Consider the following 26,431-nt stretch of genomic DNA (forward strand, 5'->3'; position numbering starts at 1 on the left):
CCCCCACATCTCTGTAAAGTTTTATCCATATACCATCTTATGAAGCATTAAGAATATTTAGTTATGAATTATTAAAAAGGATTTTAATTGTATAAAGAAAGAAACCATATAAAGAAACTGCATTTCCAATTTTACAAGTAAATAATTCATCTAATTTAATCTGCTTATTGAAAAAAGCACGGTAGAAAAAAGCCTGCCTTATCCTTTTTTTCAAGACAGACCGGAATAGTTAAACAATGAACATTTGTAGAATAACAGTCGCTCCACAAATAGGAACATCCTCTGTTTTTAGACAAATCATTCCCTTTTTCACTTCGTAATTTTCCTTTGGTTGCAAGACAGCATTAATAAATAAATTCATATAGGATACCTTCGATGGATCTAGAATTTTTTGATTTCCTAATTCCTTTACACCATCTTTCTCTGTAAAAATATTCGTTATTCCATCAGCGATAGCAAAATACTCTATAACCATCATTTTCTTAGGGATGTGCACATAAATCTCTGTAGAAGGAACGTCAGGAAGTATCAAATAAGGCTTAGGCAATCGTTGTTTTTTTTCCATTTCCCCCACCTTTTTTGCCATAATATTTATTTTATAAATAGAATGTCAGATGGTGCACATATTGTGATTAATTCCATTACGTCTAGTCGTTTTCGTTCTATTTTCATATCATAAAGTATAAATGGATTAAGGTGGTGATACTATGCCTTTGCAAATCATGAAGCTTGCCGTGAGTGCAGCGCTTGATATTGATACGGTTCCAACTGTTGATCGTTTTTTTAATATCGTTACCGAGCCAGTAACTGGAGCAGGAACACTTACAATTGCAGCAGATGATTTTATGACAGATACTGGTGCCGATGGCGCAACGTTACCAGAACTTACTGCTGATAACAGTTATTTAAATGTGTATGTAAATGGAGTACTCCAAATGGATGATCTTATTGCTTATACACCTGGAGGTACTGGTGTTGGACAATTAATTATTACCGTTCCTGCAGATTCTACCGTTATTGCTGATACTCCTGTTGTATTAGAAATTACCAACTTTGCACCAACCTCAGAAGCAACCATTACAACGTAAGAATACGACAGGCAGAAAAACTATCCATTTCTCTGCCTGTTTTTTTCTTGTACATAAAATATCTAACCTAATTTATAGCCACTACATACTTCTATCGAGCAATTTAATGAAGTTGTAGGTGCAAATGGTTAATAGAAAGCATATTACGATTCCATTAAAAAAAGGTAACCTATATTGAATTTCCTCTAATCATTTGGATTAATAATCGCCAAAATCTGATGATCTTTCCACTGTCCATTTATTTTCACATTACTTTTTGCTATTCCTTCTTTATGAAACCCCGCTTTCTCTAATACGCGAATCGATCCTATGTTATGTGGCATGACTCCTGCTTCTAGACGATGTAATTTCAGGGTGTTAAATGCATAATCAACTAACTGTTTCACTGCCATTGTCATATATCCTTGGCCATTTTGCTCTTTATCCAGTACATAGCCTACAATTGCGTTATGAGCAGGTTCTCTTCTTACCATATATAGATTGACACTTCCAATCAAAACATCCGTTTCCTTTAAAAATATCCCGAAATGATAATCAATATCCTTTTTCTCATTTTCTTTCCATGTTGTAATAAGCTCACGTTGGAATTCTAATGTATAAAATAGTTCTTTCCTTGCAATTGAATATTTTTCAAAAAACTTTCGATTCCTTACCTCTAATTGCCAAAGACTTTCTGCATCTTTTTCTTCAAATAACCTTATGTATATTTGTTCAGTCGTTTGTACCATTTAAACGCTCCTCTCTCTTCATAATTTTAACCCCCTTCCTTTATAAAAAACAACAGATTTTTCTGACAACAAGGGATATAAATTTTAGAAGCAAAACGGAGCTACAAGAAATTTTCTCATAGCTCCAACTTATCCTTATTTTGTAATATCAATGGTAAAGGCTTGATCAAAATAATACGTATTTGGACTAAAAATCGTATAGTCATCGTCCATAAGATTGCCATCCATCACTGCAATTGCATCAGAGTTTACAGTAGAAGGTACATTTTTTTCATAAATACGGTAGTAATCCTTCCCTTCTTTATCCCGAATAATAAATGGCATATACTCATACACTGGTACATCTGCATGATAAGAAAGATAGGTTTTACCATCTTTTTCTTCCACGTTTGTAATCGTAATATAATTCCCTTTACCAATTGGTAGATTTGTTTTGCCACTAGCATTAAATTTTGTAGAGTTCTCTGCAGTTATTTGTGGTTCTTTATGATATTCAAACGGTACAATGGTTAATGATTTCATTAATGGATTATTATTCTCATAATTACTTAATAATCTATCAGGACCATTATCATTCACATAAACAGATCCCCCTAAATTAGTTTTTGTTTCTCCACTATCATCTTTTATCACATAATCTAAGTTACTACTATTCTTTTCCTCTTGAAGTCCTTGTAAATATATTCGAATAGGTGTTATAACCAATTTTTCAACCTGCACATTATTTCCTAATTCCGGGATATTTTTGTTTAAGTCAATGACTTTACTGTTTTCCATTGCTTTTACCGTTTCTATTGGCAAGTCAAATTCCCAGTTCCCTTTTATTTTATTATTTTCACTTTCATTTTCTAAGCCTAAACCGAGCTCTTCCAGATTGAATTGTAAATGAAATGTTTTAGGTAAATTAAAAATATCTAGTTTATTTTCTTCAATAAACTTTTCTTCTGAATCTATTTCATGATTAAAATCAAACGAGCCATTATTTAATGGAAAAACCGTCACACCATTGTAAACTGTATTATTTTTATCTTCAAAATCACCATATTCATTTGATACCGATACAAAAGACTCTTTATCTCCTGCTACAATTTTTGCATTTTGCGGAAATAAGATTGGCTTATGTTTAAATGGGTCTTTCTGTTCTGCTTTATATGACACCAGTAGATAATACCCATCAAAAATGGTATTAGTAATCGTTAATTTAACTCCTTGACTTTCTTGTACTTCACTTGTTTGGAGAGACACTTTTTCATAGTCATTTCCTAATGAAAGAAATTTCTCTAAATAGGTAGGAATGCCAATATTTTGTGCTAATGATGGGTTCATTCGAAATGTTACCATGGATAAGACAAGAATTGCGGCCGCCGCTGTTGAAATAATCATTCGTTTTTTCTTACCATGCATTTTATGACTTGGTAAATTGGCTAGTGTTTCATTTATTTTGTTTTCTAGTTGCTCAGAAATCATATAATCATCTTTTACCATTTCTTTTACCTTTTTATCAAAGTGATCAGTCATTGTTATTCTCCTTCCTTCTCTTGTATATTAAGCTTTTTTTGAAGCTTTAATCTTGCTTTGGAAAGCCTTGAGCGAACGGTTCCTTCTGGAAGAGCCAGTACATTAGCAATTTCTTTTGTTGATAAATCTTCGTAGTAAAAAAGAATCGTAACAATTCTTAATTTTTCTCTTAAAGAATGAACTGCATGATACAAATCTACATTTGTATATGTATCTTCTGTAGTAGCTAGGTCATTAATGTTATTTTCCATTGGAACAACTTTTTTTTGACCTCTTAAAACTGTTGTACATTCATTAATTAGAATTCGTGTAATCCATGTTTTGAAATACTCTGACACCTTTAGTTTTCTAATATTCTCATATGCTTTTAAAATTGTAATTTGAATGACATCCTCTACGTCTGCTTCATTTTGCAATATTCCCTTGGCTACTCGATACAAACTTATTTTATTTTCTTGAATTAAATGCACAAATGCTTCTTTATCTCCTTGTTTTGCTAGTATTACTAAATTATTCATTTTCTCCACTTCAAAACTTTTCAATGCAATAATTTTCAACCTTTTCCCCTCCTTTCTAACTATTTGATAAGCTATCAGCTTAAAATGTTCCCTTTTTCGCAAAAAAATCTTACATTGCAATATGCAACATAAGATTTTTTGAAAGCTATGTACCTATTAGCAATTTTCCCATGATTATATGGAATGAAAGTTTTTTGCTTAATGCCTATTATTCCTGCTGAAAATTATTCCTTAATTACCGTTGAAATAGGAGTCTCTACAATTAATTCTTCATAATGCTCTGTATATTCGCCGCCGATGAGATGACGATGCCCGAACTATTGTGAAGTAGTTCGCTTGCCTCATCTGCCAAAACAGTTGGTTAAGGTTATATAGTGAAATTCTTTTATCCCCCGTTCTGTCAGTGCTAATGTATATCTAGGGCATATACATTTGCCAATTTGCTCTTTCTAAAATAAATAAAGATATTTTCCCACTGCGTGTAGAAACCAATTCTGCAAATTCCTTCACCAATCTACTCGTAAATGGAGGCCACCACCAAATAAGAAGAGATGTCTATCCATTATGATCTTCCCATATTCTTTGCACAGCCTGTAACTGTTGACCTTCAAAGGTTAGTTTATAAATATCAGGCATCTGTAAATTTCTCCAAAAATAAAAATCATATTCCTTAGAAAAGTATTTCATTATTAAGACCATGATATTTCCATGCGTACCAATAACAATGTTTTTATTTTCATATTGTTTTAGTAAATGAAAAAGTGCTCGTACTCCTCTTTTTTGGGCAATGATATTCGATTCCCCGCCGTCCCATGCAAAAGTTTCCTCTGTCCACACCTTTTCGATTGCCGTATTAAAATCACTCACTTCTCCTGATGCTAAGACACGTTCTTTTAATTCTTCGATGGCTTCAATCTCAACTTGAAAATATCCAGCAATACCCTCAACAGTCTGAATCGCTCTCTTATAAGGACTTGAGACAACAATATTGACTGACTCTTTTTCCATTCTCTTTGCTACTCTTTTAGCATCTGCAAGACCTTTCTTTGATAATGGCCTGCCTAATTCATCTGTGGAATACTCCGAGTGAGCATGTCTTACAAAATATACCGTTGTTAAAGAACCCACTTTTTTCCTTCTCTCTTTTACTAAATGTCTTTTATTATTGCATATACATTTGCATCATAAGTTCGACCATTTTGTACAAAATATGATTTGAGAATGCCCTCATGGTGAAATCCGAGCTTTTTAACAAGATTATTAGATGCAGCATTTTCTAAATAAACCAAAGCCCCTAAGCGGTTTAAATGAAGCTCTTCTAATGCATAGGAGACAACTCTTTCTACCGCTTCTGACGTGTATCCATTTCTCCAATAATCGGGATGTATTTCATATCCGATTTCAGCTCGTTTATGTGTGAGGACAAAATTATTTAAACCAAGCGTGCCAATTAGGCGCTTGCTTCCTTTCCTTTGAATTCCCCAACGAATTCCCTTATTATTTCGATAGCTATCTGAAAAGTGGCGGATTAATGTTACCGCTTGATCCATGTTTGAAAAAGCTTCTTGGCCATAATAGCGCATTACTTCTGGTTTAGAAAAGGAAGAAAATAAGTCTGCTGCATCTTCTTTTACTAGTTCTCTTAATATTAATCTTTCAGTCTCTAATGTTGGAAACATTTTAATCCCCTTTTCTCTGTTTATCCATCTAAAAAATTACCATTTTTTCCTATTATAATCAATTTCCGCTTATTATCCTAGGGTAATTAAAAGCTGTGTACTAATTTCCTACTATATCTAGAAAAAGGAAATGGCTAACAAAACGAAAGGCTGTGTTCGGAAAGCTTTTTGCTATGACCTCCGTTATCTTTAGTCTATAATTTACATATTGTAAAATACAAAGAGCTTTCATTATTAGTTAATTTTGCATAATAAACGGTAGAAATGCCCGTAAAGAAAATGATCTCATTCCTTATTATAATTCTTTAAAATAGATGCTCCATGGTATAATAATAGTCATATAGTGTCAAAAGGAGGAGTTACTTTGACAACGATCTTTTATAGCTTCCTGTCTGCCATTATCTTATTAGTAGTTCTTTCCCTATTATACTTTTGGTGGCGGACAGATAAATATGTAGAAAATCTCCAAGCAATTCGCAAGTCGTATTATGTATTATTCTTTCTTCTTATCTGCTTGGTTTTTTTTTCTAATCAGCTGCAAATAGTCGACTGGAAAACAATATTGTCTTTTGTTTGTGCTGCCGTCTTTCTTGATATTGCCGTTTTCCAAACTCCTGATATTCTGAAGATTTGGAACACTGAATTTCAGCACAGCAATTATATCCGAAAAACAATCCGCAAAAATGAGGAAGTTTTAGGGTATAATGCAAAAAAAGTTCAAAACTTTACAGAAGTTATTTCCAAAACAGCTGAACATTTTATAGATCGTAATCCTCCTCAGCATTGGAGGCAATATCGAGAAGAATTACGTACATATTTAAATCTTTATGCCGACACATTTCAATTTCATATCGCCATTTTTCCATTTGCGATTAGCACAAATGGAGAAGAATTAAAAGAAAATGTGAATATAGCTTTTAATAGTGTAGAAATTTGTTATAATATTAGCTTTCTAGATAACGAAAGTAGAACCAGCATTATTCAAGAGCTTCTCGAAGGAAAGAGTATTCCATTAAAGGGTCCAGGTACTGATTCAACAGTAGAGGAATTAACGAAAAATGTTTTTATCGTTGCATATTATGGGGAAAGTTACAATATGCTGATTGGTATCAGCTCTCATTTCGTAGAAGTTGACGGAATCGACGCTTCCCATATACTGAACCTCGCACAAATTTTCGATTGGTACATGGTTTAAGGCTCCATTTTACATATTCTGTAGTATAATAATATATAGATAAAGCATGAGCATTTCTAACAAACGAAAGTTTGCTAGTTTCCTTGCTTAATAGCTTGTGTCTTGTTCATTCAAACACTTTTCTTTAAGGAGGAATTGATATGGCAAGCAAAAAGAAAACGACAGCTGCTTCAAATCCTACTCCATTCAACAAACCAAATAAACAGTCGAAAAAGTCAATGAATCCGAATAGGAGAAAAATGACAGTAGCAGTATCAGAAACATTTGAAGATATTCATGACATGAATAAAAAAGCATTAAACTTACTAGCAAAACGTGCTTAATTAGTTATAGTCTCAAAAAAGGAGAAGAATTCTTTCCATCAAGAATTCTAACTCTTTTCCGAGACTCTTTTTTTACGTTTTAAAGGCTTGTATAAGAATATTGAAAAGATGGAAAACCTATAGATAAAAAGTAATCAAGAGGCTTATTTCTATGACAATAAAAAGAAAACAAAATCGCAATCCTAATCGTCGACATATGTGTGTACCATCTATGCATTTTTCTGCTTCTATTTACAATAAGAATGCAATAGAATTATTAGAATCCTTAGAAAAAAGAACGAAATTCAGTAACTGATTTTGATCTCAAAATAACTCGTTAACCGTTGATTCTCTATTTTATTTTAGGTTCCTTGTCGTTATAATAGGAATCCTGTTCTAAATACTTATCAATATAGGAATAAAACTTTTCCATCGTATCCTGTTCTTTTAGAATTTTTTGGAGTTTTAAAGGATCTTTAATAACCACTTTCTGCTTTTTTAAAAGCTGAATTAGCTCAGGAAAGAGACTTATATCTTCACTTTCCAAATATAAAATGGAATGGTCTTTTAAGTGGAGAATAATATTCAAATGCAAAGAGGATCCTAAAAGGTATAAGTAAACAGTTGGTACTCGTTGGACGTTAAACTCCACTGACATAATTTCTTTATATCGAACCGTTCGAATACTTTGTTTCTTCTTTTTTCTAAATAAACCACAGGGTGTAAAAAGAATTCCCAAATCACTAAAGCTTGTATAACATATTGGATAAAGCTTACTTGCATAATGTGGATATTTTTTGCCCAATACCTCTATAATGACTGGTAAGACTCTGTTCTTTCCATGGGATACAAACTCACTCCACTTCATTTTTAGCTCCCTCCTTACTTATTAACTGCTTTATTCAACTCCTTTTGCCATATACTCTCTGATAATCCGCTCTTTGTTTATTACTTTATGTCTATTCCATAGTAATGGAAAAATTGCCAAGTGATTTTTCTTACGGTCCAAGTATTGTATTTAATCTAGTATATTCATATTACATGAAATGGTCATAAATGATAATATTAATACCTATCAATTCGATATATGAACGCAATTTTCCTGTATTTTCTCTGAAAAAAATCAATTTTCTACAATCAATTTCGGTCTTTTAAGAAAAGTCATTCTTACTGCCAAATGGTGACATACAAGATAAATGCTTATGTCGTTGTATTATCAGAGGGAGCGGAAGGAAGACGGTAAAGTAATTGGCTCTCGGAGGAATTCATCTAAAACCTTCTGATGAATAATAATTTCTTACCTATTCAACAGGTTCCTTCCCATAGAAATAAAAACTAACCATTAACCGGAGGGTTCTATCCTCTTCCGCTAATGGTTAGTTGAAGCAATCGGATTAATACAGACAGATATCTCCTACTACTACTGAAGTTTAAAAGTGAGATACTAGTGAAAAAAAGCTAAGCGAACTGTCAGAAGGCTAGCCGTTTATCACTCCATCTTGTAGTATTTTTAACTCTTCTTCGATTAATCCTAAATCCAATCTTTCAAATAAAGGGGTGACATACAATATTTCGGATGGAAGTGTGTGTTGTAGCTTCCATTCTATTTTGTTAATACCAAGCATGTCTCTAATTCTCTGTGTAGAAAAAGGAACAAATGGTTCGAGAAGTTGGGCTAAATTTATAATAATATATGTACAATTAGCTAAAGTAATTTCTGCATCTTCCACCTTTCCCTTTATCTGTTCCCATGGTTTTTGCTTGTCAAAATAACGATTTCCATAACGAATGTAAGAAAAAATTTCTTCTAACGCTTTTTTTCCACTTCCCTTTTCAACCCATTCTCCTGACTTTTTATACACCTCTTCTGTAAACGCTATAATCCTTTTTGAAATCTGCTTTTCTGGAATCTTGCTATTCATCGCTTTCTGAATGAATTTTAATGTTCTATTTACAAAATTACCGTATGCTCCTAATAGTTCACTATTATGACTATAGATGAATTCCCGCCATGAGAAGTCTGTGTCTCTTGCTTCAGGAGCATTCATTGTTAAGAAATAACGAATGGAATCAGGATTATATTTTTGTAAAATATATGGAACCCATACAGCCCAATTTTGGCTGGTGGATAATTTCTTCTTTTCTAATGTTAAATACTCACTAGAAATGATATGTGTCGGTAAGGATTTTTTGCCCAGCCCAAGCAATATACTCGGCCAAATAACGGAGTGGAAGGGAATATTATCTTTTCCATGCACGTAATAAGAAATCGTCTCTTCCTTCCAATAATCTTCCACATTCATGCCTTCCTTTTTACATACTTCTATAGTAGCCGTTAAGTAGCCTGACACAGCTTCAATCCAAACATAAATTTTCTTCCCATCATAGCCTTCTAATGGAACATCAATTCCATTTGGTAAATCTCTTGTAACTGCTCTGTCAGGAAGTCCTTCCTCTAAGTAACGTTTTGTCAAAGAAAGAGCATTTTCACGCCAAAGCTGGTTTTCTTCAGCATGTTTTAAGTATGTCTCCATCTCTTGCTGAAACTTGCTAAAAGCAAAATAGAAATGCTCTGTTTTTTGAATGACTGGTGTTTCACCACAAATTTTACAGCGTTTGTCTTCTAACTCTAATGGATCTAATATACTAGAGCAGTAATCACATTGATCCCCTCTAGCTTTTTGTTTGCAGTGAGGACAAATGCCTTCTACTAAACGATCAGGTAAAAACTGGTTGTCTTTTTGACAATATGCCTGCTCAACTGTTTTTTTATATAAAAAATTATTCTTTAATAAAGTAAGAAATATCTCTTGAACTGATATGTGATGATGCCGTGCATCTGTTCTTGTATAAAAATCGAAAGTAAATCCTAACTGGGTAAAGCATTGATAAAATTCATTGTGGTAGCGATCGGCAATTTTCTCAACAGTTGTTTGCTCCTGTTGTGCTCGTATCGAGATTGGCGTTCCATTACAATCACTTCCTGAAACGTAAAGTACATTCTCTCCCTTTTGGCGAAAATATCGTGCCAAAATATCTCCTGGCAACAATGCCGCCACATGTCCTAAATGCAAGGATCCATTTGCATATGGCCAAGCTCCCCCGATAAATATTGTCATCATTTATTCCTCCTTCATTCATCTCTCCATTTTGTTTTGCTTATCTGAATTTCGATAACGCACACTCTTACTGCCTATAAAATCCTCCTATCATTTTAAAAACCATAAAAAAAACGCCCTAATCTAAAAAGATTAGGACGAGTTTACCCGTGGTACCACCTAGCTTTACAAATAATTTGCACTATTTGCCTCTAATCAGTACGTCTTTTTGAAAGAGATACTGCCGCTGTTGTAACGAGTGCCTGTCTCGTCGTAGTCTACTCACACATAGTTTTCGGTACGAAGCTCAAAGGTCATTTTCAATAAGGTTCATTTACTTCCTTTCCACCCTCGGAAGCTCTCTAAAAAAAATTGCCTTATTTACTTTTCCTTATCTACGCCATCATTTTTATTAAGATTTATTGTAGATTTTTCTTCGTCAATTGTCAATATCTTTCGAAAAGTCCTTCAACTACAAAAGAAAACTTCCATTATCATAGGGGCCTTTATCCCCTCAGAAAAGCTTAGTGAACATTCGGAATCTGATCTTGCTCCCATATTCCTAAATAAGGGGTGAGAGTCGTATAAAAGTTTCTTAAAGGAAATACTAGTATTCTTCGAAACACTCAAATGATAGCGCCTACATAAACATGCAGGTCATTCGGAACTAGGATTGTTTCGTCCTTACTGTACTTTTCAAAAAGAAATTCTAGTTCACCAACAAATTCCTCGTAAAAAAAGTCATCTTCTTTTGGTGCATAGGAAGCAGACAGATTTCTGCCTATAAAATGTTCTTTATCCATTTTTAATGGATTGGAGACAGCATAATGCTCATAGCCATGCGTGAAAAATTGCTGTAAATCCAGGCGCTCAATATTAATTCCACCACTAAACCCCTGAAAATCAGGACAATATTTTTTCGATATTTTTGCCGTTTCCATATTTAAGCTACTCGTATGATCACGACTATTCCATATAAGCATGACAAGACCATTGTTCTTCAGAATTCGTTCGCACTCTTTTTTAAAGGCAATTGCATCAAACCAATGATATGCTTGAGCAACCGTAATTAAATCCACACTCTTATCAGCAAGCGCTGTTTTTTCAGCTGAACCGTTTACACATGTCACCTGTGTGAAATTTTCCATTCTTTCTTTTAGAATAGATCTCATATCGTCATTTGGCTCTATCGCTATAATATCTGTTCCAAAAGTAGCAACTAATTCTGTAAAAATCCCCGTACCAGCACCGATGTCAGCAATGACGAAATTATCTTTGGCACCAATATACTCTGTAAAAAGCTCAATAAAGAAACGTTTTGGATAACCTGGACGATAACGATCATATAATGTAGACTTCCCTGTAAATTTCGCTTCTGAATGCATATTATTCCCCCTATTCCACCCAATCTTTCCTTCTCCACCTATCTTTATCCTATAAGCACCATACTAAATAAATATTCCACAAAGAACATTACATTCCTTCTATATTTTTTTAAGAGAATGTCCCATAACTGTCTTTAAACAGTCAGGGACTAATTTCCAATTATCTTAAGCCTTTGCCACATAACTTGCAAGTGCTTTTTGCACGTCATATATGCTACTATCTTTTTTGAATTGTTTGGATATAGCTGGCAATTCTGCACCAGAAATCCAAATTTTTAATTCAGCATCTAAATCAAAGTGACCAGCAGTTTCGATACTAAACCGAGAGATGCTTTTATAAGGCACTGACAAATACTCGACTTTTTTACCAGTTAAACCTTGTTTATCAACGAGAATTAATCGTAAATCAGTAAATACAATTAAGTCTCGAATTAATTTATATGCAAGCTCTATCTGTTCATTTGATCCGATAATCTTATCTAATTCCTTTTCTAATTCTTTCACATCTGTTGAACTTGCATTTCCCATTAAACCATTTAAAAAACCCATAAAAATCTACCTCCATTTTTTAATGTATATACGAATTAACAGCTATAAAAGTTTCCTAATTTAACACTTTTCCATAAGATTGTAGTATTTATTGCGAAAAATACGAAACAACTTTATGTGATAAGCCATTGCTTTTTATTCTATTCTTATTTCCCTCCTTTTTTAATATACTTTGCAAAAAAAGTTCAAAATTGTTCTTGCATAACATTTACACCTGTAATAAAATTATTACATATGAAAAGTATAAATAACGGTGATCAATTACTCCTAGTACTTGAAGCATTGTCTAATCCGTATCGATTAAAAATTATTGCAATATTGCAAAAAGAACGAAAATACGTAAGTCTGTTAGCTCGAGAGCTTGGAATTAGTAGACCATTGTTATATTTACATCTTCAAAAATTAGAAAACGCAGAAATTGTTAAGGGACACCATGAAATTTCGAAAGATGGAAAAGCAATGAAATACTATGAATTGATTCCTTTTCATGTTCCTTTATCAGAAAAATTCATTACAGACTTGGCTAAAACCGTGTCGATAAAAAAAAGAAAGGAGTAGCATATTACATTTTAGGAGGTAACAAATGCAATTATTTAGTATGATCAATTTACTCATTTTTATTCTGCCTATAGTCTTGATCCTTGGGTTTCTATTCTATTTAGCTAGATATATGAAAAGAGCGGAAGCACGAGCAGATGAAAAGATTATTATAGAAAAAGAAAATATTGAAAATCAAAAAGAACAAATAAATGCTCTTAACAAAATCAAAGAAAGAATTGTCCACATTGAAAAAATCTTAGATGAGACAAATTAAAAGGAGAAATAATATGACTATAGCCATTATGGTTTTGCCAACTTTATTCCTTTATATTTTCATTCCTGTTTTACTTATATTTATCGTTGTTCGCTTTCTTAAACGGAAAGAGGCTAGAGCCATCGAAAGATTAAAGTTGGAAAGAAGCAGCCTATCTATTCATAAGCAGCAAATGACCATGATAAATGACCTAAATAACCATCTTAAATCCATTGAAAAAAAGCTAAAGGAAGTCGATTAATCAACTCCCTTTAGCTTTTTCCAATTATCACCATACATATCCATTCTCTTTCGTAAAAAAATAGTAATACTATCTGAAAGGAATGGAGATTTTTATGAAAAAACAAACGAATTTATTTATTCTTACGTTATCTGTCTTACATATACTTATTTTTACTATTCAACCAATACCTGCATCTGCGATTAAAACACCTAATGTGGTTATGACAAAACAATATAAAAATATCGAAAATCTCAAATATCCTACGCTAATAAGCGCACCAAATAACAAAGCTCAAAATCAAGTAAACAAAATTCTTTTACAGCATATCAAACATTCTTATAAGAGATATTTTAAATGGATGAAAGAAATGGAAAAAATGAAAACAGATCCAATTTGCAAAGAGTCACCATCTGTTTGTAAATTCGAATACATTACCAATTACAAGGTGAAATTCAACAGTAATAATAAACTTAGCATCATATTTAATGATTATCAATTTACTGGTGGTGCACATGGAAACACGGTTATTTCGTCATATAATTTTGATTTGAAATCAGGAAATCAATTGACATTAGATGACTTTCTCACATCAGAGCGAGAATATGAAAAGGTAACAAATTATGCATTAGCATATATGAAAAAACATCCTGAAATATTTTATTCAGATTCTACTGAATTTGCAGACTTTAAAGTAACAAATGAAACGAATTTCTTTTTATCTGACAAAGGAATAGTCCTAATATTCCAGCAATATGAAGTAGGTCCATACGTTTCTGGCAATCCATCCATATTGATTCCTACTTCCGTATTTCAATAATTTGAGTAGTAAAAATGGGAAGAACTTTGGTGGCCATTATTACTTTTACAGTATTGACCAACTCTCAGTTCCTCCCATTATTTCTATTTATTTTTTCTTTGTTTTTCTATTTCCGCTTTTAATCTGCCTTCTGGTGCAAAATCTGCCTCCCAATTCGGTGGCTTAATAATCTTGCCATCCCCTTCTCTGAAGCGTGGTTTGCCATCTTCAAATAATTTTCCCATATTCGCTTCTTGCACTATCTGAAAGAGAGGAAATGGCTCAACACCAGCAATGACAAAACTTCCTTGATTGAAATATTCAACATCTGTTAGTGCATCCATCTGTGCTACTAATTTATCATCGACTGGTTTCTTTTGGGTAAGTATTTTATCAGCAGCTTTATCTAATCCTTGTAAAAACTGTTTATATAATACTTGGAATTTCTGTTCATTTCCTTCAGCCGTAGCATATAGAAATTCAACTAATTCTTCTCCTGTCCAAACCGCTCGATTAACAGCTGTTTTTTCATCAATAGCAGTAGGTTCTTTTGCCACTTCATGTCCAAATGCTTCATGAAAATTTTTCACCATATGATACATCTTATTATTATCCATTACTACTCCTTTTCGAAATAAACGTAAATGTAATTAGAAAACTTCCATTAAATATGAATTTTCCCTTTAGTCCTCTCGCTGAAATTTATTATACTTCTCCTATTCTAATATGGAAGAGTTTAAAACACCTATCTTCCTCCATTTATGTAGTTATAGGCTTTTCCCGTTCGGTATGGACTAAAGACTATTGTAACATTTTGACTTTCTTTTTGTAGTACTTTCCTTTATTTTAGGAATAACGATGGAGTTAAAATAGGAAAAAAAGCCTTCCTAATCTTTCTTCTAATCTTTTATATAACACCACTGAAAGACTATTAAATCAAGCTTTTTCAAATAGTGTAAAATCATCAATTTACTACTGTTTAATAGCCTGTTATAATACTAGAGGGAAAGAGGTGTATAATCAATGGAGATATTCAGTATTCAAGAATTAGAAAAAGTAATACGTCATGTCGAAATTGAAGGACAAGGAGGAATTTTTCAAGAGGAAACTGGTAAGCAGCCAAAAGATTACCCGAAGGAATTCCTTGATCGTATCGTTAATTACATTACTGATATTCAACTAATAAAGAAAATCCAGAAATTAACGGATGATGAAGCATTACACTTATTTGTAAAATCTGTTTACGTAGTCTGTATTAAGGATTTACATAATTCGGACGATATTCAAGAAGAAGTTCTTGTACAAAAGGTTTTTTCTGATTATTTAAAAGAAACATCCATGGCATAATAGAAAATATAGCTAAATGATTTTGAAACATAACAAAGACTAGGATGCGTCTCACCCTAGTCTATTATTTTTGTTCATTTTGTTTTTTTGATTTTAAACGGTACATATTAAGATATATCATTTCTGTCGCATTTTTTTTGTATAAATTTTCATATTTTTTGTGTGCAGTTAAATTATCCTTCCAATTATGCATAAAGATTATCTTGTCTTTTAACTGGTGAAAAATGCTCATGATGTTCACACCTTTCTTAAGTTGATAATCTACTTATACCACATCCATTTCCCATTTAAACTTAAAATTACTCCGTATTTATATATAAATGTGTCTCTAATTATTTTCATCAATTCCATCAGTTCCTACAAGCTGTTAGAAAGAAGTAGCACTTTAAAAATGAAGTTGTAAAATAAATCATTTCTTAATGCGAATAAATTTTTTCTTCTAACCGAATGAAATGATCCGAGTCTTTCGTGTAATTTCCTTTCAGGCTTGATAAAATCGCCGATTAAATTCAGCCCTTTTTACCAGTATTGTGTTAGGAGCTGAACGAATACACCACAATTTTCGACAAACTACTAGCCAATAGTTGTGCTTCGCTTCTAATTTGCGTAAAATAGGTAATTATTAATACATTTTATTTAAAGGACAGGAAGTTTATTATGACTAAATTTGGTTGGTTTTTATCGCTAATTGGTTTTTTCGCAATCTTAGGCAGTGTACTGTATCCACTTGATGTTATTAGCAAGCAAACAGTATTAATACTTCTTTTTGGAGGAGCTGGCACGATGTTTGTCGGTTCGATGATTAGAAATTTATCCTTGCTAAAAAAAATACCGAAATAAACACTATTCGGCAATTATAAGGAGTTTATTACAACATAATGAATTATGGTCAAAAAGGCTGTCTCCTTGATTAGAGGCAGCCATTTTCCGTAATGAAAGGAGGAAGAAAGATGGAAATAAGACAATTACATTACTTTGTAGAAGTAGTTAAGCAAAAAAATATGACAAAGGCATCAGAGAATCTTCATATATCACAGCCTGCACTTAGTAAAGCAATCAAAAGCCTAGAAGCAGAGATTGGCTTAACATTAATTCATCGGTCAAATAAAACACATGAGCTAACAGATGCGGGATCAGTCGTTTTTGAATATGGACAAAAAATCCTTGCACAAGTGGAAGAAATGTCATCCACACTCCATGATATGACCAATTTAACAAGAGGAAATATTAATATTGGGCTCCCGCCAATTATCGGAAGTTTATTTTTCCCGAAAATAATTGCCGCTTTTCATAAAGCATATCCTAACATCCAAATTAATATAAAGGAATACGGCGCTGCCAAAGTAGTTAAAAGTGTCGAAGAAGGCGAATTTGAAATGGGGGTTGCTGTGCTTCCTTTAGCGGATGAAGATTACCATGTGTTTCCACTTGTTAAGGAAGAATTAAAATTAATTGTCCCAGAATCGCACCGGTTTGCTAGTAGAAATAAAGTTCATATGAAGGAATTAAAAGAAGAAGAATTTATTTTCTACAGCGAAGAATTTGCTCTATATGAAATAATGAGGAAAAAATTCATTCAAGAAGGATTTGAACCAAATATTATTTTCAAAAGCTCCCAATGGGACTTTATGGTGGAAATTGTCGCTGCAAATCTAGGAATTTCCATACTACCGGAATCGATATGCAATCGAGCAAATAATAATCAAGTTCGGTTCATTGATTTAGAGCCTGTTACAAATTGGGAGCTCGTTATCATAACGAAAAAGGATCGCTATCTATCCGTTGCCAGCAGAAGATTTATCGACTTTGTCCTTGATAATGAATAATTATCCTTATATTCTTCAACTCTCTCGCTTTCGCTTTTCAATAACTTTTAGTTATATTAACTATAATAACTATGTATTTTACGAATAACGATTAGAAGCGTATGATATTCATATACCAAGGAGATGGAAGATATTATTCCATCAAATGAATAACAGAAGGTGAGCCCATTGAAGAATATATTGATAATCGCTGGTCAAATTTTATTCCTCCATGTTTTTCTTTTTATCGGCATGGGAATTAAATTGATCGTTTCTATACCAATTCCAGCTTCAATGATTGGATTAATTGTCCTTTTTATTGCATTAAAGCTTAAATTAGTGAAAATTGAATGGGTCGAAAAAGGCGCTGCTTGGCTGCTTGCAGAATTGTTGTTATTTTTTATTCCATCAGCTGTCGGCATTGTAAATTACAACGAAATTCTAAATGTTAAAGGAGTTGAAACAGTACTACTAATCGCGATAAGTACTTTTATCGTAATGGGGGCTACAGGTTTTACTGCTGAAAAAATTTATAATAGAAAGAGACGTTTTAGTAAATGAAAATTATCATAATCACCATTATAACCTATGTTCTTTATCGGATAGCTAAAGCCTGCTATAAAAAATGGAATATCCCATTATTTCATCCGTTGTTAATTACCCCCATATTGCTAATTGCGTTTATTAGTATCTTTCGTATTCCAGCAACGACTTATATGGAATCAGCACAACCATTAACACATTTATTAGGACCAGCAACAATTGCTTTCGCCGTTCCAATTTATAAAAACTTACATTTGTTAAAGAAATATTTTACGATTATTATGATTAGCGTTACAACAGGTACTTTGGTCGCGATTTTTTCTTCTTATTTATTATCCATTTTGATTCATTTAAACAATGACTTTATAATGAGTATCTTGCCGCGTTCCATCACTACACCTATTGCAATAGTCGTATCAGAGGAAATTGGTGGCCTGCCAACACTAACAACAATATTTGTGATTATCACAGGGGTTCTAGGAGGAATCATTGGGCCGTATACAATAAAATGGTTATCCCTTCACTCCCCGATAGCAAAAGGCTTAGCGCTTGGAATGGGAGCACATGGAGTCGGCACATCAAAAGCGATGGAATTTGGAGAACAAGAGGCAACCTTTTCTACACTTGCAATGATTTTAGCAGCGTGGATTACTGTTTTATGGGGAACTTCTTTGATCCCGTTAATGCTTAACTTTACTGCTTAAGAGTTCGCATGCACCAGTAACAGAATAAATAATGGCAGAAGAAATGTCTCTTTATTGGCATTTCTTCTTTTTTTTGCATTAAAAAATAGACAAAAAAAAATAGGACTTCTCCAGATAAGATTAGACCATACAAGATTTCTCAATCGATTACTATCAATCGAATGAACAAATCTTGTGAGGTCAATCCTTTTGGAAAATTCCTCTTCTTTTTATTTCGAATAGATGCTATTATTATTAACTACTTGAAGTTCTCTAGTTGTTTTAACCATTTCACTTCCGCATATTGGGCACTTTGGTGTCTCACTGCTTTTAAAATTATCACGAATCCAGCACTTACAAGTTTCTGATGTACAATCCCAAACCATCACTTCTTCTTTAACAATTTCTTCATTATTTCTTCTTCCAAATCCCATTGCCAAATGAAGCACCTCCAGGAAGCTAATTTTTTGTTAAATGAACTATGTGATAAAGGTAGTTTGCGCATTCTATTTCATGCTTCTACCCACATCTCTTATTACTATATTCTTCACTTCACATAGAAAATTTAACGCCATAAAATAAAAAACACTTGTAAACAAGAGAAAACACAAGAAATAATCCCTAAACAAGTGCGTGAGAAATATAAATCTAAACTAAAAACTAATATTAAATATAACATAAATACTTATGAAAGTCAAACTTTTCATTATGCCATACTTCCTACCATTAATGCAAACATTATTTTAATAAAATGTCGAGTTATCTTTCTTTCCCAAATTCTGAAAGGATTTTGGATATTAAAAATTCTTTCAATTAGCTATTCCCTACTTAATATGATATTATTTTTGAGGTGACCAAATTATCAATTGTTTTATCGAAGAATTATTGGAGGTTTATTAAGTGAACATAAAAGAATATACCATTGAGGAAATAAAAGACCCAACTGGCATTCTTATCGGAAAACGTTACGAATTTTTCCTAACTGTTGAGTTCGATGAAGACGATGAATTAGCAGAAGAAGACCATCTGCAAATAAAAGTTCTTTTCTCAGTAGATGAGGGTGTCTCTCGCATTCTTAATTATCATTTTTATAATAGCTTAGAAAATAAATACTTAGATTATGGCTTAGAAGACGATGAACTGGAAGAAATAAAAACCTTTTGCAACATGCATTATTTGGAGGAAGAAATTTAAGGCAGAAAAGAGAAAAGAACGGAAGGAATGCACTCCTTCCGTTCTTTTCTCTTTTAGCTTAAACTTCAACAGTTTTTCCATCTTCTACAATATGATGCATTAAATGCGCCAGATAGTGGATAGGACCAAACTCTTCTTCATCCTCTTCCTCATCTTCTTCATATTGCAAATCATTTAAGTGCAATGCTACAAATTGATAGAAATCTTTTAGCTGAAAACTATAGCAAGCAGATGGATCCTCATTTTCTTCTTCATACTGAAGAACTAAATAAGATTCTTTTCCTGCCTCATCCACTGCATCAAAATAAATAAAAAAACCAATATTTGTATCTAATTCAAATAATTGTCTAGTACCTCCACTCGTAGCACGATTAAAATCGTCCTCACTTAGTTTTTGTACAACCATTTGATCGACTCCATCTTCTGCATGGAAACTCACCTTAAATTCTTTCATATTATGCACCTCTTTCTTTACTTTATTATTTTATACAATTACAGTGAAATTAGCAAAGAGTTGTCCTTTCTTATTACATAAGCTCTTTCCTTAAGTGAAACAAACGACCAGTGGCGTTCGTTTGTTTCACCCATCATTTCTTTCGAACAGTTGATTTCCCAGTGTTTCTTCTAAGACATTATCACAAAGCTTGCAGATGCGTGTCTTGCTCTCCATTACTCACTTTTATTGAACTTTTCTTTTCACAAGCAACCAGTAAAAAACTTGAAAAATAAAAAGAGCCCCATAAAAGGACTCTTTATTACGATTATAGTTTTGTTACATTTACAGCCTGTGGTCCTCGGCTACCTTCTTCTATATCAAAATTAACTTCTTGACCTTCATCTAAAGTTTTGAACCCTTCTGTTTGGATAGCAGAAAAATGTACAAATACATCCTCTCCACCTTCCACTTCGATAAATCCAAATCCCTTTTCAGAATTAAACCATTTTACTTTACCTGTTGCCATTTCTTATTGCCTCCTAGATTTAAATAACATGGATATTTATGAAATACCCTTCATTTAACTAGTATACCCAATTTTCCATATTTAAAACGCTGAAATTTAAACGTCCATCTATTGTCGGAAAAATAATGTATTCTAGATAAAAGAATAGGATTTATTTGCTTCTGTTACGGCTTCTAGGTCTTCTGCTATCACCTGAAGAGTTTGGGCGTTTTCTATCATATCCGCCACGTTCTCCGCCACGATCATTGCGACGTCTACGGTTACCGCCACCGCCACCAGAACGATTATCTTTCTTTCTTGAACGCAATGGCTCAACAGCTGTTAATTTAACTGGTGTAGCATCTGGTTCTTTTGTAAGTAGCTTCAATGCAGCAGCAAGTAATGTTACTGAATCTGTTTCTTCTAATAAACCTTCTGCAACACGCTTATATTCAGAATACTCATTTTCTTCCACAGTTTTAGTAATTTTATTAATGGTAGCTTGTTGGTTACCAGCTAACACATCTGTAAGGGAAGGGATTGGTTTTTTAGACATTGATTTCTTCGTTACATTTTCAATAATACGTAAATGATCAAGCTCTCTAGGAGTAACAAACGTTATAGCAAGACCTTTTTTACCAGCACGTCCTGTTCTACCAATACGGTGAACATAGCTTTCTGGATCTTGTGGAATATCAAAGTTATAAACATGAGATACACCGCTAATGTCTAATCCTCTTGCTGCAACATCTGTTGCAACCATTATATCAATGCTTTGTTCCTTAAAGCGACGGATCACTTGGTCACGTTTCCCTTGTGGAATATCGCCGTGAATACCTTCTGCAGAATAACCACGTTTGATTAATCCTTCCACTACTTCATCAACACGTCTTTTTGTACGACCAAAAACAATTGCAAGCTCAGGTGATTGAATATCAAGTAAGCTACATAGAACATCAAATTTTTGACGCTCTTGCACTTCCATATAATGTTGTTCGATGTTTGTTACTGTCATTTCTTTTGCTTTCACTCTTACGATTTCAGGCTCTACCATGAATCTTTCTGCAAGGCTTTGAATTCTTTTTGGCATTGTCGCAGAAAACAATAGTGTTTGACGAGAATCTGGAGTTTCACTTAAGATTCTTTCGATATCTTCAATAAATCCCATATTTAACATTTCATCTGCTTCGTCTAGTACAATCATTTTTAAATCTTGTAAACGAATTGTTTTACGCTCTATATGATCAATTAATCGACCAGGTGTAGCTGCAATAATTTCTGGTTTCTTTTTTAATCCGCGAATTTGGCGATTTATATCTTGGCCACCGTAAATTGGTAATGTGCGGATTCCTTTTACAGAACCGATACGATTTAATTCTTCTGCTACTTGGACTGCTAATTCTCTTGTTGGAGCAATAACTAACCCTTGAACTGCCTTGCCAACTTCAATTTTTTCAAGTAAAGGCACACCAAATGCTGTTGTTTTACCTGTACCTGTTTGAGCTTGTCCAATCATATCTTTACCAGATAATGCAATTGGAATAGCCTGTGCCTGAATAGGTGTTGGCTCTTCGAATCCCATGTTTGATAATGCTTTTTCTAAACTGCTGCTTAATTTAAAATCTGAAAAAGTTGTCAATACTTTTTCCTCCTTGTAATTGTACTCCGTTGATTGATATTCCTTAGAATATAGGGCCATAAATGTCGTAGGATATGATCTTTATCATTTTAAATGAATGGATTCCACTAATTTTAGCGCATGATTACTCTTTAATATAAACCTTAAAACACCGCCCTATTATAAGGGACATTATTGTTTAGAAAATACCAACCTAGAGTGTATTGTTTTATTTTGTTATAAATATATACTCTCCATTTTATTTCACTTTTTTTCATTTTCCAAAACATTAAGGTAAATAGGATCAATTAAAAGCCTTTATACCATACTTTAGTGGGAAATTATGTGGTTTTTTAACGGATGAATATAATGAAGTTGATGGAGATTTTTTATATAAATGCTAAGTTAATTTAATAAGACAGTGAGTAAATCACATTATGCTTTCATTCTAAAATGATTTTTTCAAAGCGTTTATATGAAATAATCTTTGTTATAGAAGTTCTTGTAAACATCATTAAAAAAGGTGATGCATTTTGAAAGGCATCACCTTTTTTTAATTTTTTATTAAGCTTTAGTTACGTTAGAAGCTTGAGGTCCACGGTTACCTTCAACGATTTCGAAAGTTACGTCTTGGCCTTCTTCTAAAGTTTTGAAACCTTCTGTTTGAATAGCAGAGAAGTGAACAAATACGTCTTGCCCTTCAGAAGACTCGATGAAACCAAAACCTTTTTCTGCGTTAAACCATTTTACTTTACCTGTGTTCATTGTAAAACCTCCAAAAATGTGTTACACACTAAGCACCTAATATAACTTTTAGGAATCGATACCTCATTCAACATGAAAAAGCCGTAGCTGGAATGATGTAGAAGAAAATCGCCTACATACATTGCAGCTACGACCACCTTATCCATAAAACATATACCGAACTTAATTGCGTTACACTTATAATATAATCTTATTGGCTTTTTGTCAATAACGTTTTCAAAACTATTCTCGGAAATACAACAGGAAAAGCTTCTTTTTAACGAGATGCTATTTCCGCTGAGTCAACCGTGTGTTTTAAAAGCATGCTTATTGTAACAGGACCAACGCCTCCTGGTACAGGTGTAATCGCAGAAGCCTTCTCTATACAAGCTTCATAATCCACATCACCAATATTGCCTTTATTATAGCCTGCGTCTAAAATAACTGCTCCTGGTTTAATCCAGTCTCCTTGAATAAAGTTTGGTTTTCCTACTGCAGCAATAACTATATCTGCTTGTCTTACATAGCTTTCTACATTTACCGTACGAGAATGGCATGTTGTTACTGTTGCATCTTCATTTAGGAGCAATGCAGATACAGGCTTTCCTAAAATTGGACTACGACCTACGACAACCGCATGTTTCCCACTAACTTCTACTTCGTAATGTTCCATTATTTTCATAATAGCAGCTGGAGTACAAGAAGGATATTTCCCAAAACCAAGGGCCGTTTGTCCATAACCGAAACTTGTAACACCGTCGACATCTTTTTCGATATCAATTGCTTCAAATGCTTGTCGTTCATCTATTTGACTTGGGACAGGATGCTGTAGCAAGATACCATGGACATCTTTATCTTTATTTAATCTGTTAATCGTTTCTAACAATTCTTCTGTTGTTGTTTCTTTTTTCAGGTGGATTTTCCTAGATTCTATCCCAAGTTTAGCACATGCATTACCTTTCATTCTAACATATGTAGCAGATGATGGATCATCTCCAACTAATATTGTTGCTAAGCAAGGAGTTACCTCTTTTTCTTTTAGAGCACTTATTCTTCCTTTTAAGTCATCCTTTACTGCATTTGCTACTACATTTCCGTCTAAAATCAGTTTTTTCGACATGTATATACCTCCTGGTAAATTATAGAAAGAAGTGCGTTTTGCTGCTCTTCTGCCCAGACGACCGGCTATACATATACACAGCTCCCATATGGTTATTTCCATCTATGTCGTCAGTCACTATGTATTGATAAGTACTTATGTATCATATCATAGCTCTATTTTAAATGAAATAAATTTTCCGATCATTTCTGCTTTTTAAAGCAAATGAAAAAAGGATCTTCTAAACTGATTTTAAAGTCAGTTTTAGAAGATCCTTTGACTACTGTATCCATCATGATGAATACACATTAGCTATGCATATATTTAAGGGAAATACACGAATACTAGTTAATTGGTGTAAATGCCTAAAACAACGAAAGCCCTACCTCTCTTTCATCCTTACGGCTCCTAGGCCGTGCCAGTGTGAATTTAGGGTGAATTGTGCAGAACACAAAAATACATTTCTGAAAAAAATAATGGAAGGATTAATCCGCAATAGGAAGGATTTTAAATGTGTTTTTGAAGATAATTGGAGTGTAATTGTCATGAATGTTCTTATATAGCTGTTCCGTTTACTTATAAATATCTTAGTTACCTTACACATAATTCTACAAAATTCTTTTTAAACCTCAAATACATACAAGGAACATCATATCTTAGAAATGGATATAAGTCAACTTCAACCTTCCCTATTTTTGTAAAATCATTCATTTAATGGTTTTAGAATCTAAGCAAATGAACAAAAAGTATAGCAGGCTAAATACAGTTTACTTTAGGGCAAGCAACGATTCTATTGGTGTTGACTCGCCCTACTTCTTACTACATATTTCCCATTAAATTCCTATAATAAGATTTTAGACTTAAAAAAAAGAGAACCACTTACGAGTTAATTTTTAATCAAATTTCCTTCAAATGGTACAGTGGCTTTTTGGATTTCTTCTTCTAATTCAGCTGTTAATATGTTTTTCCTTTCGTCGCTCCAATTATAATAATTTGCCATATACTCTATAACGGCTTCCTTTATTTCTTGCACTTTATCTATATCAAATAGTAGCATTCCTGTTCGTCTTAAAAGAATATCTGTAGGTGTCATAGCGAATTCATATTCCATTGCATAGCGTATTCTTGAAAGTACTACTGGCGAAAGCTCTTCATGCTTTCCGATAGATTCTTTTGCCAGCTCATATAGAATTGGCGCATTGCTGCCATATAGCTTTGCGATTTTTTCTGCATCCTCTTTAGAGAGTCCTGCATTAATTCCCTTCTCTACTACCTCTTTGATATATGTCGAAAAACCTTTTGACCCTCCGACTTCACCGCCTGAAATTGGCAATGATTTTGTCATACAGTTTTTAAATGTTTTGCCTGTTTTTTCTTGCAATCTACTTGCTACTAGATTAACAACTGTCTCTGCCATTTTTCGATAACCAGTTAGTTTACCTCCAGCGATTGTAATTAATTTACTTTCCGATTCCCAAATTTCATCCTTTCGCGAAATTTCAGATGGGTCTTTTCCGTCTTCCAAAATTAATGGTCTCACTCCAGCCCAACTAGATTCTACATCTGCTGCAGAAACAGACACAGAAGGGAACATAAATTTTATGGCTCCTAAAATATAATCCCTATCTTCTATAGACATGGATGGATGGATAGGATCATCACTATAAAAGGTATCTGTTGTACCTACATAGGTTTTACCATCTCGTGGAATAGCAAAAACCATTCTACCATCAGAAGTGTCAAAATAAATGGCTTGTTTTAGCGGGAATACAGACTGATCAATAACTAAATGAACTCCTTTTGTAAGCTGAAGCGTTTTTCCTTTCTTGCTTCCATCAATTGTTCTTAACGTATCGACCCATGGTCCTGTTGCATTAACAATGGTATTCGCATAAATTGGATACACAGTACCAGCTATTAAATTTCTAACTTCCACACCTTCCACCATACCATTTTTATCATATAAGAAGTTTTCTACTTTCGTGTAATTAATGGCAGTCGCCCCATTATCTACTGCTTTTTTAAGTACTTCAACCGTTAAACGGCTGTCATCTGTCCGATATTCTACATAGTATCCGCCACCTTTTAGTCCATCTTTTTTTATTAAAGGCTCTTTAGATAATGTTTCATCCTTTGATAACATTTTTCGACGTTCTGATTTTTTTACTCCGGCAAGAAAATCATATACTCTTAAGCCAATATTCGTTGAAAATTTCCCAAAAGTCCCTCCTTGATGCAAGGGGAGAAGCATCCACTCAGGCGTGGTCACATGTGGTCCATTTTCATATACAACCTCTCTTTCTTTCCCTACCTCTGCAACCATTTTCACTTCAAATTGCTTTAAATATCTTAGTCCCCCATGCACTAATTTCGTTGATCTGCTTGAGGTTCCAGCTGAAAAATCTTGCATTTCTACTAGCGCTACTTCCATTCCTCTAGTTGCCGCATCTAAAGCGATCCCCGCACCAGTTATACCTCCACCAATAACTACCATATCAAATTTCTTATTCATTAATTGCTGTTCTATTTTTTCTCTATTACTTGGCTTCTTTTGCAAAGTAATA

General features: G+C 33.4%; 32 protein-coding genes, 1 riboswitch and 1 other annotated feature. Of the genes, 14 read left to right on the forward strand and 18 right to left on the reverse strand.

Features of this window, described 5'->3' with window-relative positions; all coding sequences use genetic code 11:
* Window positions 1-229: 229 nt before the first annotated feature.
* Complete coding sequence (locus ADJ83_RS19950; RefSeq protein ID WP_031535885.1) at window positions 230-565, reverse strand: DUF4183 domain-containing protein; 336 nt, start codon at window positions 563-565, stop codon at window positions 230-232.
* Between the two features lie 142 nt (window positions 566-707).
* Between ADJ83_RS19950 and ADJ83_RS19955 the strand changes: the two genes are divergently transcribed.
* Complete coding sequence (locus tag ADJ83_RS19955) at window positions 708-1,088, forward strand: DUF4183 domain-containing protein (RefSeq protein ID WP_031535887.1); 381 nt, start codon at window positions 708-710, stop codon at window positions 1,086-1,088.
* Window positions 1,089-1,273: 185 nt separating this feature from the next.
* Here the strand turns inward: ADJ83_RS19955 and ADJ83_RS19960 are convergent, their stop codons facing one another.
* The 5 genes from ADJ83_RS19960 to ADJ83_RS19980 form a co-directional block, all read right to left on the reverse strand.
* On the reverse strand, window positions 1,274-1,816 hold the full coding sequence (locus ADJ83_RS19960; RefSeq protein ID WP_031535889.1) for a GNAT family N-acetyltransferase: 543 nt from the start codon (window positions 1,814-1,816) through the stop codon (window positions 1,274-1,276).
* Window positions 1,817-1,951: 135 nt separating this feature from the next.
* Window positions 1,952-3,334, reverse strand: coding sequence for a DUF4179 domain-containing protein (locus tag ADJ83_RS19965; protein ID WP_031535891.1), 1,383 nt, complete (start codon window positions 3,332-3,334; stop codon window positions 1,952-1,954).
* Between the two features lie 2 nt (window positions 3,335-3,336).
* Complete coding sequence (locus tag ADJ83_RS19970; protein ID WP_031535892.1) at window positions 3,337-3,891, reverse strand: sigma-70 family RNA polymerase sigma factor; 555 nt, start codon at window positions 3,889-3,891, stop codon at window positions 3,337-3,339.
* Window positions 3,892-4,407: 516 nt separating this feature from the next.
* A complete protein-coding gene (locus tag ADJ83_RS19975; RefSeq protein ID WP_031535895.1) occupies window positions 4,408-4,980 on the reverse strand; it encodes a histidine phosphatase family protein in 573 nt (190 codons plus the stop codon).
* A 20-nt stretch (window positions 4,981-5,000) separates the two neighbouring features.
* Window positions 5,001-5,531: a GNAT family N-acetyltransferase gene (locus tag ADJ83_RS19980; protein WP_031535896.1), complete on the reverse strand. Its 531-nt coding sequence runs from the start codon at window positions 5,529-5,531 to the stop codon at window positions 5,001-5,003.
* A gap of 364 nt (window positions 5,532-5,895) precedes the next feature.
* On the opposite strand from ADJ83_RS19980, the gene ADJ83_RS19985 reads away from it, so the two are divergent.
* The 3 genes from ADJ83_RS19985 (at window position 5,896) to ADJ83_RS26090 (ending at window position 7,344) form a co-directional block, all read left to right on the forward strand.
* Complete coding sequence (locus ADJ83_RS19985) at window positions 5,896-6,726, forward strand: type II toxin-antitoxin system SpoIISA family toxin (RefSeq protein ID WP_031535898.1); 831 nt, start codon at window positions 5,896-5,898, stop codon at window positions 6,724-6,726.
* Window positions 6,727-6,866: 140 nt separating this feature from the next.
* Window positions 6,867-7,049, forward strand: coding sequence for a hypothetical protein (locus ADJ83_RS19990; protein WP_031535900.1), 183 nt, complete (start codon window positions 6,867-6,869; stop codon window positions 7,047-7,049).
* A 151-nt stretch (window positions 7,050-7,200) separates the two neighbouring features.
* Window positions 7,201-7,344, forward strand: coding sequence for a hypothetical protein (locus ADJ83_RS26090; protein ID WP_204375778.1), 144 nt, complete (start codon window positions 7,201-7,203; stop codon window positions 7,342-7,344).
* A 36-nt stretch (window positions 7,345-7,380) separates the two neighbouring features.
* Here the strand turns inward: ADJ83_RS26090 and ADJ83_RS19995 are convergent, their stop codons facing one another.
* From ADJ83_RS19995 to ADJ83_RS20010, 4 genes are all read right to left on the reverse strand, one after another.
* Window positions 7,381-7,896 (reverse strand): hypothetical protein, encoded by a 516-nt coding sequence (locus tag ADJ83_RS19995; RefSeq protein ID WP_048718878.1) that lies wholly within the window; start codon window positions 7,894-7,896, stop codon window positions 7,381-7,383.
* Between the two features lie 610 nt (window positions 7,897-8,506).
* Window positions 8,507-10,147 (reverse strand): methionine--tRNA ligase, encoded by a 1,641-nt coding sequence (metG, locus tag ADJ83_RS20000; RefSeq protein WP_031535904.1) that lies wholly within the window; start codon window positions 10,145-10,147, stop codon window positions 8,507-8,509.
* A gap of 130 nt (window positions 10,148-10,277) precedes the next feature.
* Window positions 10,278-10,533 (reverse strand) — a binding site (T-box leader).
* 219 nt (window positions 10,534-10,752) lie between these two features.
* Complete coding sequence (locus ADJ83_RS20005; protein ID WP_031535907.1) at window positions 10,753-11,511, reverse strand: class I SAM-dependent methyltransferase; 759 nt, start codon at window positions 11,509-11,511, stop codon at window positions 10,753-10,755.
* A 165-nt stretch (window positions 11,512-11,676) separates the two neighbouring features.
* Window positions 11,677-12,060: a PH domain-containing protein gene (locus ADJ83_RS20010; protein ID WP_031535909.1), complete on the reverse strand. Its 384-nt coding sequence runs from the start codon at window positions 12,058-12,060 to the stop codon at window positions 11,677-11,679.
* Between the two features lie 234 nt (window positions 12,061-12,294).
* On the opposite strand from ADJ83_RS20010, the gene ADJ83_RS20015 reads away from it, so the two are divergent.
* From ADJ83_RS20015 to ADJ83_RS20030, 4 genes are all read left to right on the forward strand, one after another.
* Window positions 12,295-12,618, forward strand: coding sequence for an ArsR/SmtB family transcription factor (locus ADJ83_RS20015; protein WP_031535911.1), 324 nt, complete (start codon window positions 12,295-12,297; stop codon window positions 12,616-12,618).
* A 25-nt stretch (window positions 12,619-12,643) separates the two neighbouring features.
* Window positions 12,644-12,874, forward strand: coding sequence for a hypothetical protein (locus ADJ83_RS20020; protein ID WP_031535913.1), 231 nt, complete (start codon window positions 12,644-12,646; stop codon window positions 12,872-12,874).
* A 13-nt stretch (window positions 12,875-12,887) separates the two neighbouring features.
* On the forward strand, window positions 12,888-13,115 hold the full coding sequence (locus ADJ83_RS20025; protein WP_031535915.1) for a hypothetical protein: 228 nt from the start codon (window positions 12,888-12,890) through the stop codon (window positions 13,113-13,115).
* Window positions 13,116-13,209: 94 nt separating this feature from the next.
* Window positions 13,210-13,914, forward strand: coding sequence for a DUF3298 and DUF4163 domain-containing protein (locus ADJ83_RS20030; RefSeq protein ID WP_031535917.1), 705 nt, complete (start codon window positions 13,210-13,212; stop codon window positions 13,912-13,914).
* An 83-nt stretch (window positions 13,915-13,997) separates the two neighbouring features.
* Here ADJ83_RS20030 and ADJ83_RS20035 read toward each other — a convergent pair whose 3' ends face one another.
* Entirely contained in the window at window positions 13,998-14,510 is a 513-nt protein-coding gene (locus tag ADJ83_RS20035) for a haloacid dehalogenase (RefSeq protein ID WP_031535919.1), read from the reverse strand.
* A 406-nt stretch (window positions 14,511-14,916) separates the two neighbouring features.
* Between ADJ83_RS20035 and ADJ83_RS20040 the strand changes: the two genes are divergently transcribed.
* The 5 genes from ADJ83_RS20040 to ADJ83_RS20060 all read left to right on the forward strand — a co-directional run bounded on the left by ADJ83_RS20040 (window position 14,917) and on the right by ADJ83_RS20060 (window position 18,292).
* On the forward strand, window positions 14,917-15,240 hold the full coding sequence (locus ADJ83_RS20040; protein WP_031535921.1) for a hypothetical protein: 324 nt from the start codon (window positions 14,917-14,919) through the stop codon (window positions 15,238-15,240).
* Window positions 15,241-15,897: 657 nt separating this feature from the next.
* A complete protein-coding gene (locus ADJ83_RS20045) occupies window positions 15,898-16,080 on the forward strand; it encodes a hypothetical protein (RefSeq protein ID WP_031535923.1) in 183 nt (60 codons plus the stop codon).
* Between the two features lie 110 nt (window positions 16,081-16,190).
* On the forward strand, window positions 16,191-17,066 hold the full coding sequence (locus ADJ83_RS20050) for a LysR family transcriptional regulator (RefSeq protein ID WP_031535924.1): 876 nt from the start codon (window positions 16,191-16,193) through the stop codon (window positions 17,064-17,066).
* Window positions 17,067-17,234: 168 nt separating this feature from the next.
* Window positions 17,235-17,606 (forward strand): CidA/LrgA family protein, encoded by a 372-nt coding sequence (locus ADJ83_RS20055; protein WP_031535925.1) that lies wholly within the window; start codon window positions 17,235-17,237, stop codon window positions 17,604-17,606.
* Window positions 17,603-18,292, forward strand: a complete 690-nt coding sequence (locus ADJ83_RS20060; RefSeq protein ID WP_031535926.1) for an LrgB family protein — start codon at window positions 17,603-17,605, stop codon at window positions 18,290-18,292. The genes ADJ83_RS20055 and ADJ83_RS20060 overlap by 4 nt, the downstream gene beginning before the upstream one ends.
* A 209-nt stretch (window positions 18,293-18,501) precedes the next feature.
* On the opposite strand, the gene ADJ83_RS20065 is transcribed toward ADJ83_RS20060, so the two are convergent.
* On the reverse strand, window positions 18,502-18,705 hold the full coding sequence (locus ADJ83_RS20065; RefSeq protein WP_031535927.1) for a cold-shock protein: 204 nt from the start codon (window positions 18,703-18,705) through the stop codon (window positions 18,502-18,504).
* Window positions 18,706-19,171: 466 nt separating this feature from the next.
* On the opposite strand from ADJ83_RS20065, the gene ADJ83_RS20070 reads away from it, so the two are divergent.
* Window positions 19,172-19,465 (forward strand): DUF6509 family protein, encoded by a 294-nt coding sequence (locus ADJ83_RS20070; protein WP_031535928.1) that lies wholly within the window; start codon window positions 19,172-19,174, stop codon window positions 19,463-19,465.
* Window positions 19,466-19,523: 58 nt separating this feature from the next.
* Here ADJ83_RS20070 and ADJ83_RS20075 read toward each other — a convergent pair whose 3' ends face one another.
* From ADJ83_RS20075 to ADJ83_RS20100, 6 genes are all read right to left on the reverse strand, one after another.
* On the reverse strand, window positions 19,524-19,919 hold the full coding sequence (locus ADJ83_RS20075; protein ID WP_031535930.1) for a hypothetical protein: 396 nt from the start codon (window positions 19,917-19,919) through the stop codon (window positions 19,524-19,526).
* Between the two features lie 307 nt (window positions 19,920-20,226).
* Window positions 20,227-20,427, reverse strand: a complete 201-nt coding sequence (locus ADJ83_RS20080; RefSeq protein WP_031535932.1) for a cold-shock protein — start codon at window positions 20,425-20,427, stop codon at window positions 20,227-20,229.
* A gap of 151 nt (window positions 20,428-20,578) precedes the next feature.
* Window positions 20,579-22,045, reverse strand: a complete 1,467-nt coding sequence (locus ADJ83_RS20085; RefSeq protein WP_031535934.1) for a DEAD/DEAH box helicase — start codon at window positions 22,043-22,045, stop codon at window positions 20,579-20,581.
* Window positions 22,046-22,588: 543 nt separating this feature from the next.
* Window positions 22,589-22,789: a cold-shock protein gene (locus ADJ83_RS20090; protein ID WP_016203922.1), complete on the reverse strand. Its 201-nt coding sequence runs from the start codon at window positions 22,787-22,789 to the stop codon at window positions 22,589-22,591.
* A gap of 256 nt (window positions 22,790-23,045) precedes the next feature.
* Window positions 23,046-23,888 carry a bifunctional 5,10-methylenetetrahydrofolate dehydrogenase/5,10-methenyltetrahydrofolate cyclohydrolase gene (locus ADJ83_RS20095; protein ID WP_031535937.1) on the reverse strand — a complete coding sequence of 281 codons (843 nt, stop codon included), beginning with the start codon at window positions 23,886-23,888 and terminating at the stop codon, window positions 23,046-23,048.
* Between the two features lie 44 nt (window positions 23,889-23,932).
* A riboswitch (ZMP/ZTP riboswitch) is annotated at window positions 23,933-24,016 on the reverse strand.
* A gap of 737 nt (window positions 24,017-24,753) precedes the next feature.
* Window positions 24,754-26,379 (reverse strand): glycerol-3-phosphate dehydrogenase/oxidase, encoded by a 1,626-nt coding sequence (locus ADJ83_RS20100; RefSeq protein WP_048718887.1) that lies wholly within the window; start codon window positions 26,377-26,379, stop codon window positions 24,754-24,756.
* Window positions 26,380-26,431: the final 52 nt, after the last annotated feature.

Source organism: Bacillus sp. 522_BSPC (assembly GCF_001076885.1).
Lineage (GTDB): Bacteria > Bacillota > Bacilli > Bacillales > Cytobacillaceae > Niallia > Niallia hominis.

Coding starts and splice junctions, on each gene's coding strand:
- ADJ83_RS19990 (WP_031535900.1), top strand. CDS start 6,867: ATGGCAAGCAAAAAGAAAACGACAGCTGCTTCAAATCCTACTCCATTC.
- ADJ83_RS20015 (WP_031535911.1), top strand. CDS start 12,295: ATGAAAAGTATAAATAACGGTGATCAATTACTCCTAGTACTTGAAGCA.
- ADJ83_RS20080 (WP_031535932.1), bottom strand. CDS start 20,427: ATGGCAACAGGTAAAGTAAAATGGTTTAATTCTGAAAAGGGATTTGGA.
- ADJ83_RS20010 (WP_031535909.1), bottom strand. CDS start 12,060: ATGGGTTTTTTAAATGGTTTAATGGGAAATGCAAGTTCAACAGATGTG.
- ADJ83_RS19960 (WP_031535889.1), bottom strand. CDS start 1,816: ATGGTACAAACGACTGAACAAATATACATAAGGTTATTTGAAGAAAAA.
- ADJ83_RS19995 (WP_048718878.1), bottom strand. CDS start 7,896: ATGAAGTGGAGTGAGTTTGTATCCCATGGAAAGAACAGAGTCTTACCA.
- ADJ83_RS20090 (WP_016203922.1), bottom strand. CDS start 22,789: ATGAACACAGGTAAAGTAAAATGGTTTAACGCAGAAAAAGGTTTTGGT.
- ADJ83_RS20100 (WP_048718887.1), bottom strand. CDS start 26,379: ATGAATAAGAAATTTGATATGGTAGTTATTGGTGGAGGTATAACTGGT.
- ADJ83_RS20075 (WP_031535930.1), bottom strand. CDS start 19,919: ATGAAAGAATTTAAGGTGAGTTTCCATGCAGAAGATGGAGTCGATCAA.
- ADJ83_RS20040 (WP_031535921.1), top strand. CDS start 14,917: ATGGAGATATTCAGTATTCAAGAATTAGAAAAAGTAATACGTCATGTC.
- ADJ83_RS20020 (WP_031535913.1), top strand. CDS start 12,644: ATGCAATTATTTAGTATGATCAATTTACTCATTTTTATTCTGCCTATA.
- ADJ83_RS26090 (WP_204375778.1), top strand. CDS start 7,201: ATGACAATAAAAAGAAAACAAAATCGCAATCCTAATCGTCGACATATG.
- ADJ83_RS19950 (WP_031535885.1), bottom strand. CDS start 565: ATGGAAAAAAAACAACGATTGCCTAAGCCTTATTTGATACTTCCTGAC.
- ADJ83_RS19980 (WP_031535896.1), bottom strand. CDS start 5,531: ATGTTTCCAACATTAGAGACTGAAAGATTAATATTAAGAGAACTAGTA.
- ADJ83_RS20030 (WP_031535917.1), top strand. CDS start 13,210: ATGAAAAAACAAACGAATTTATTTATTCTTACGTTATCTGTCTTACAT.
- ADJ83_RS20025 (WP_031535915.1), top strand. CDS start 12,888: ATGACTATAGCCATTATGGTTTTGCCAACTTTATTCCTTTATATTTTC.
- ADJ83_RS20095 (WP_031535937.1), bottom strand. CDS start 23,888: ATGTCGAAAAAACTGATTTTAGACGGAAATGTAGTAGCAAATGCAGTA.
- ADJ83_RS19955 (WP_031535887.1), top strand. CDS start 708: ATGCCTTTGCAAATCATGAAGCTTGCCGTGAGTGCAGCGCTTGATATT.
- ADJ83_RS20005 (WP_031535907.1), bottom strand. CDS start 11,511: ATGCATTCAGAAGCGAAATTTACAGGGAAGTCTACATTATATGATCGT.
- ADJ83_RS20065 (WP_031535927.1), bottom strand. CDS start 18,705: ATGGGATTTGGAAGAAGAAATAATGAAGAAATTGTTAAAGAAGAAGTG.
- ADJ83_RS20050 (WP_031535924.1), top strand. CDS start 16,191: ATGGAAATAAGACAATTACATTACTTTGTAGAAGTAGTTAAGCAAAAA.
- ADJ83_RS20045 (WP_031535923.1), top strand. CDS start 15,898: ATGACTAAATTTGGTTGGTTTTTATCGCTAATTGGTTTTTTCGCAATC.
- ADJ83_RS20060 (WP_031535926.1), top strand. CDS start 17,603: ATGAAAATTATCATAATCACCATTATAACCTATGTTCTTTATCGGATA.
- ADJ83_RS19965 (WP_031535891.1), bottom strand. CDS start 3,334: ATGACTGATCACTTTGATAAAAAGGTAAAAGAAATGGTAAAAGATGAT.
- ADJ83_RS20035 (WP_031535919.1), bottom strand. CDS start 14,510: ATGGATAATAATAAGATGTATCATATGGTGAAAAATTTTCATGAAGCA.
- metG (WP_031535904.1), bottom strand. CDS start 10,147: ATGACAATATTTATCGGGGGAGCTTGGCCATATGCAAATGGATCCTTG.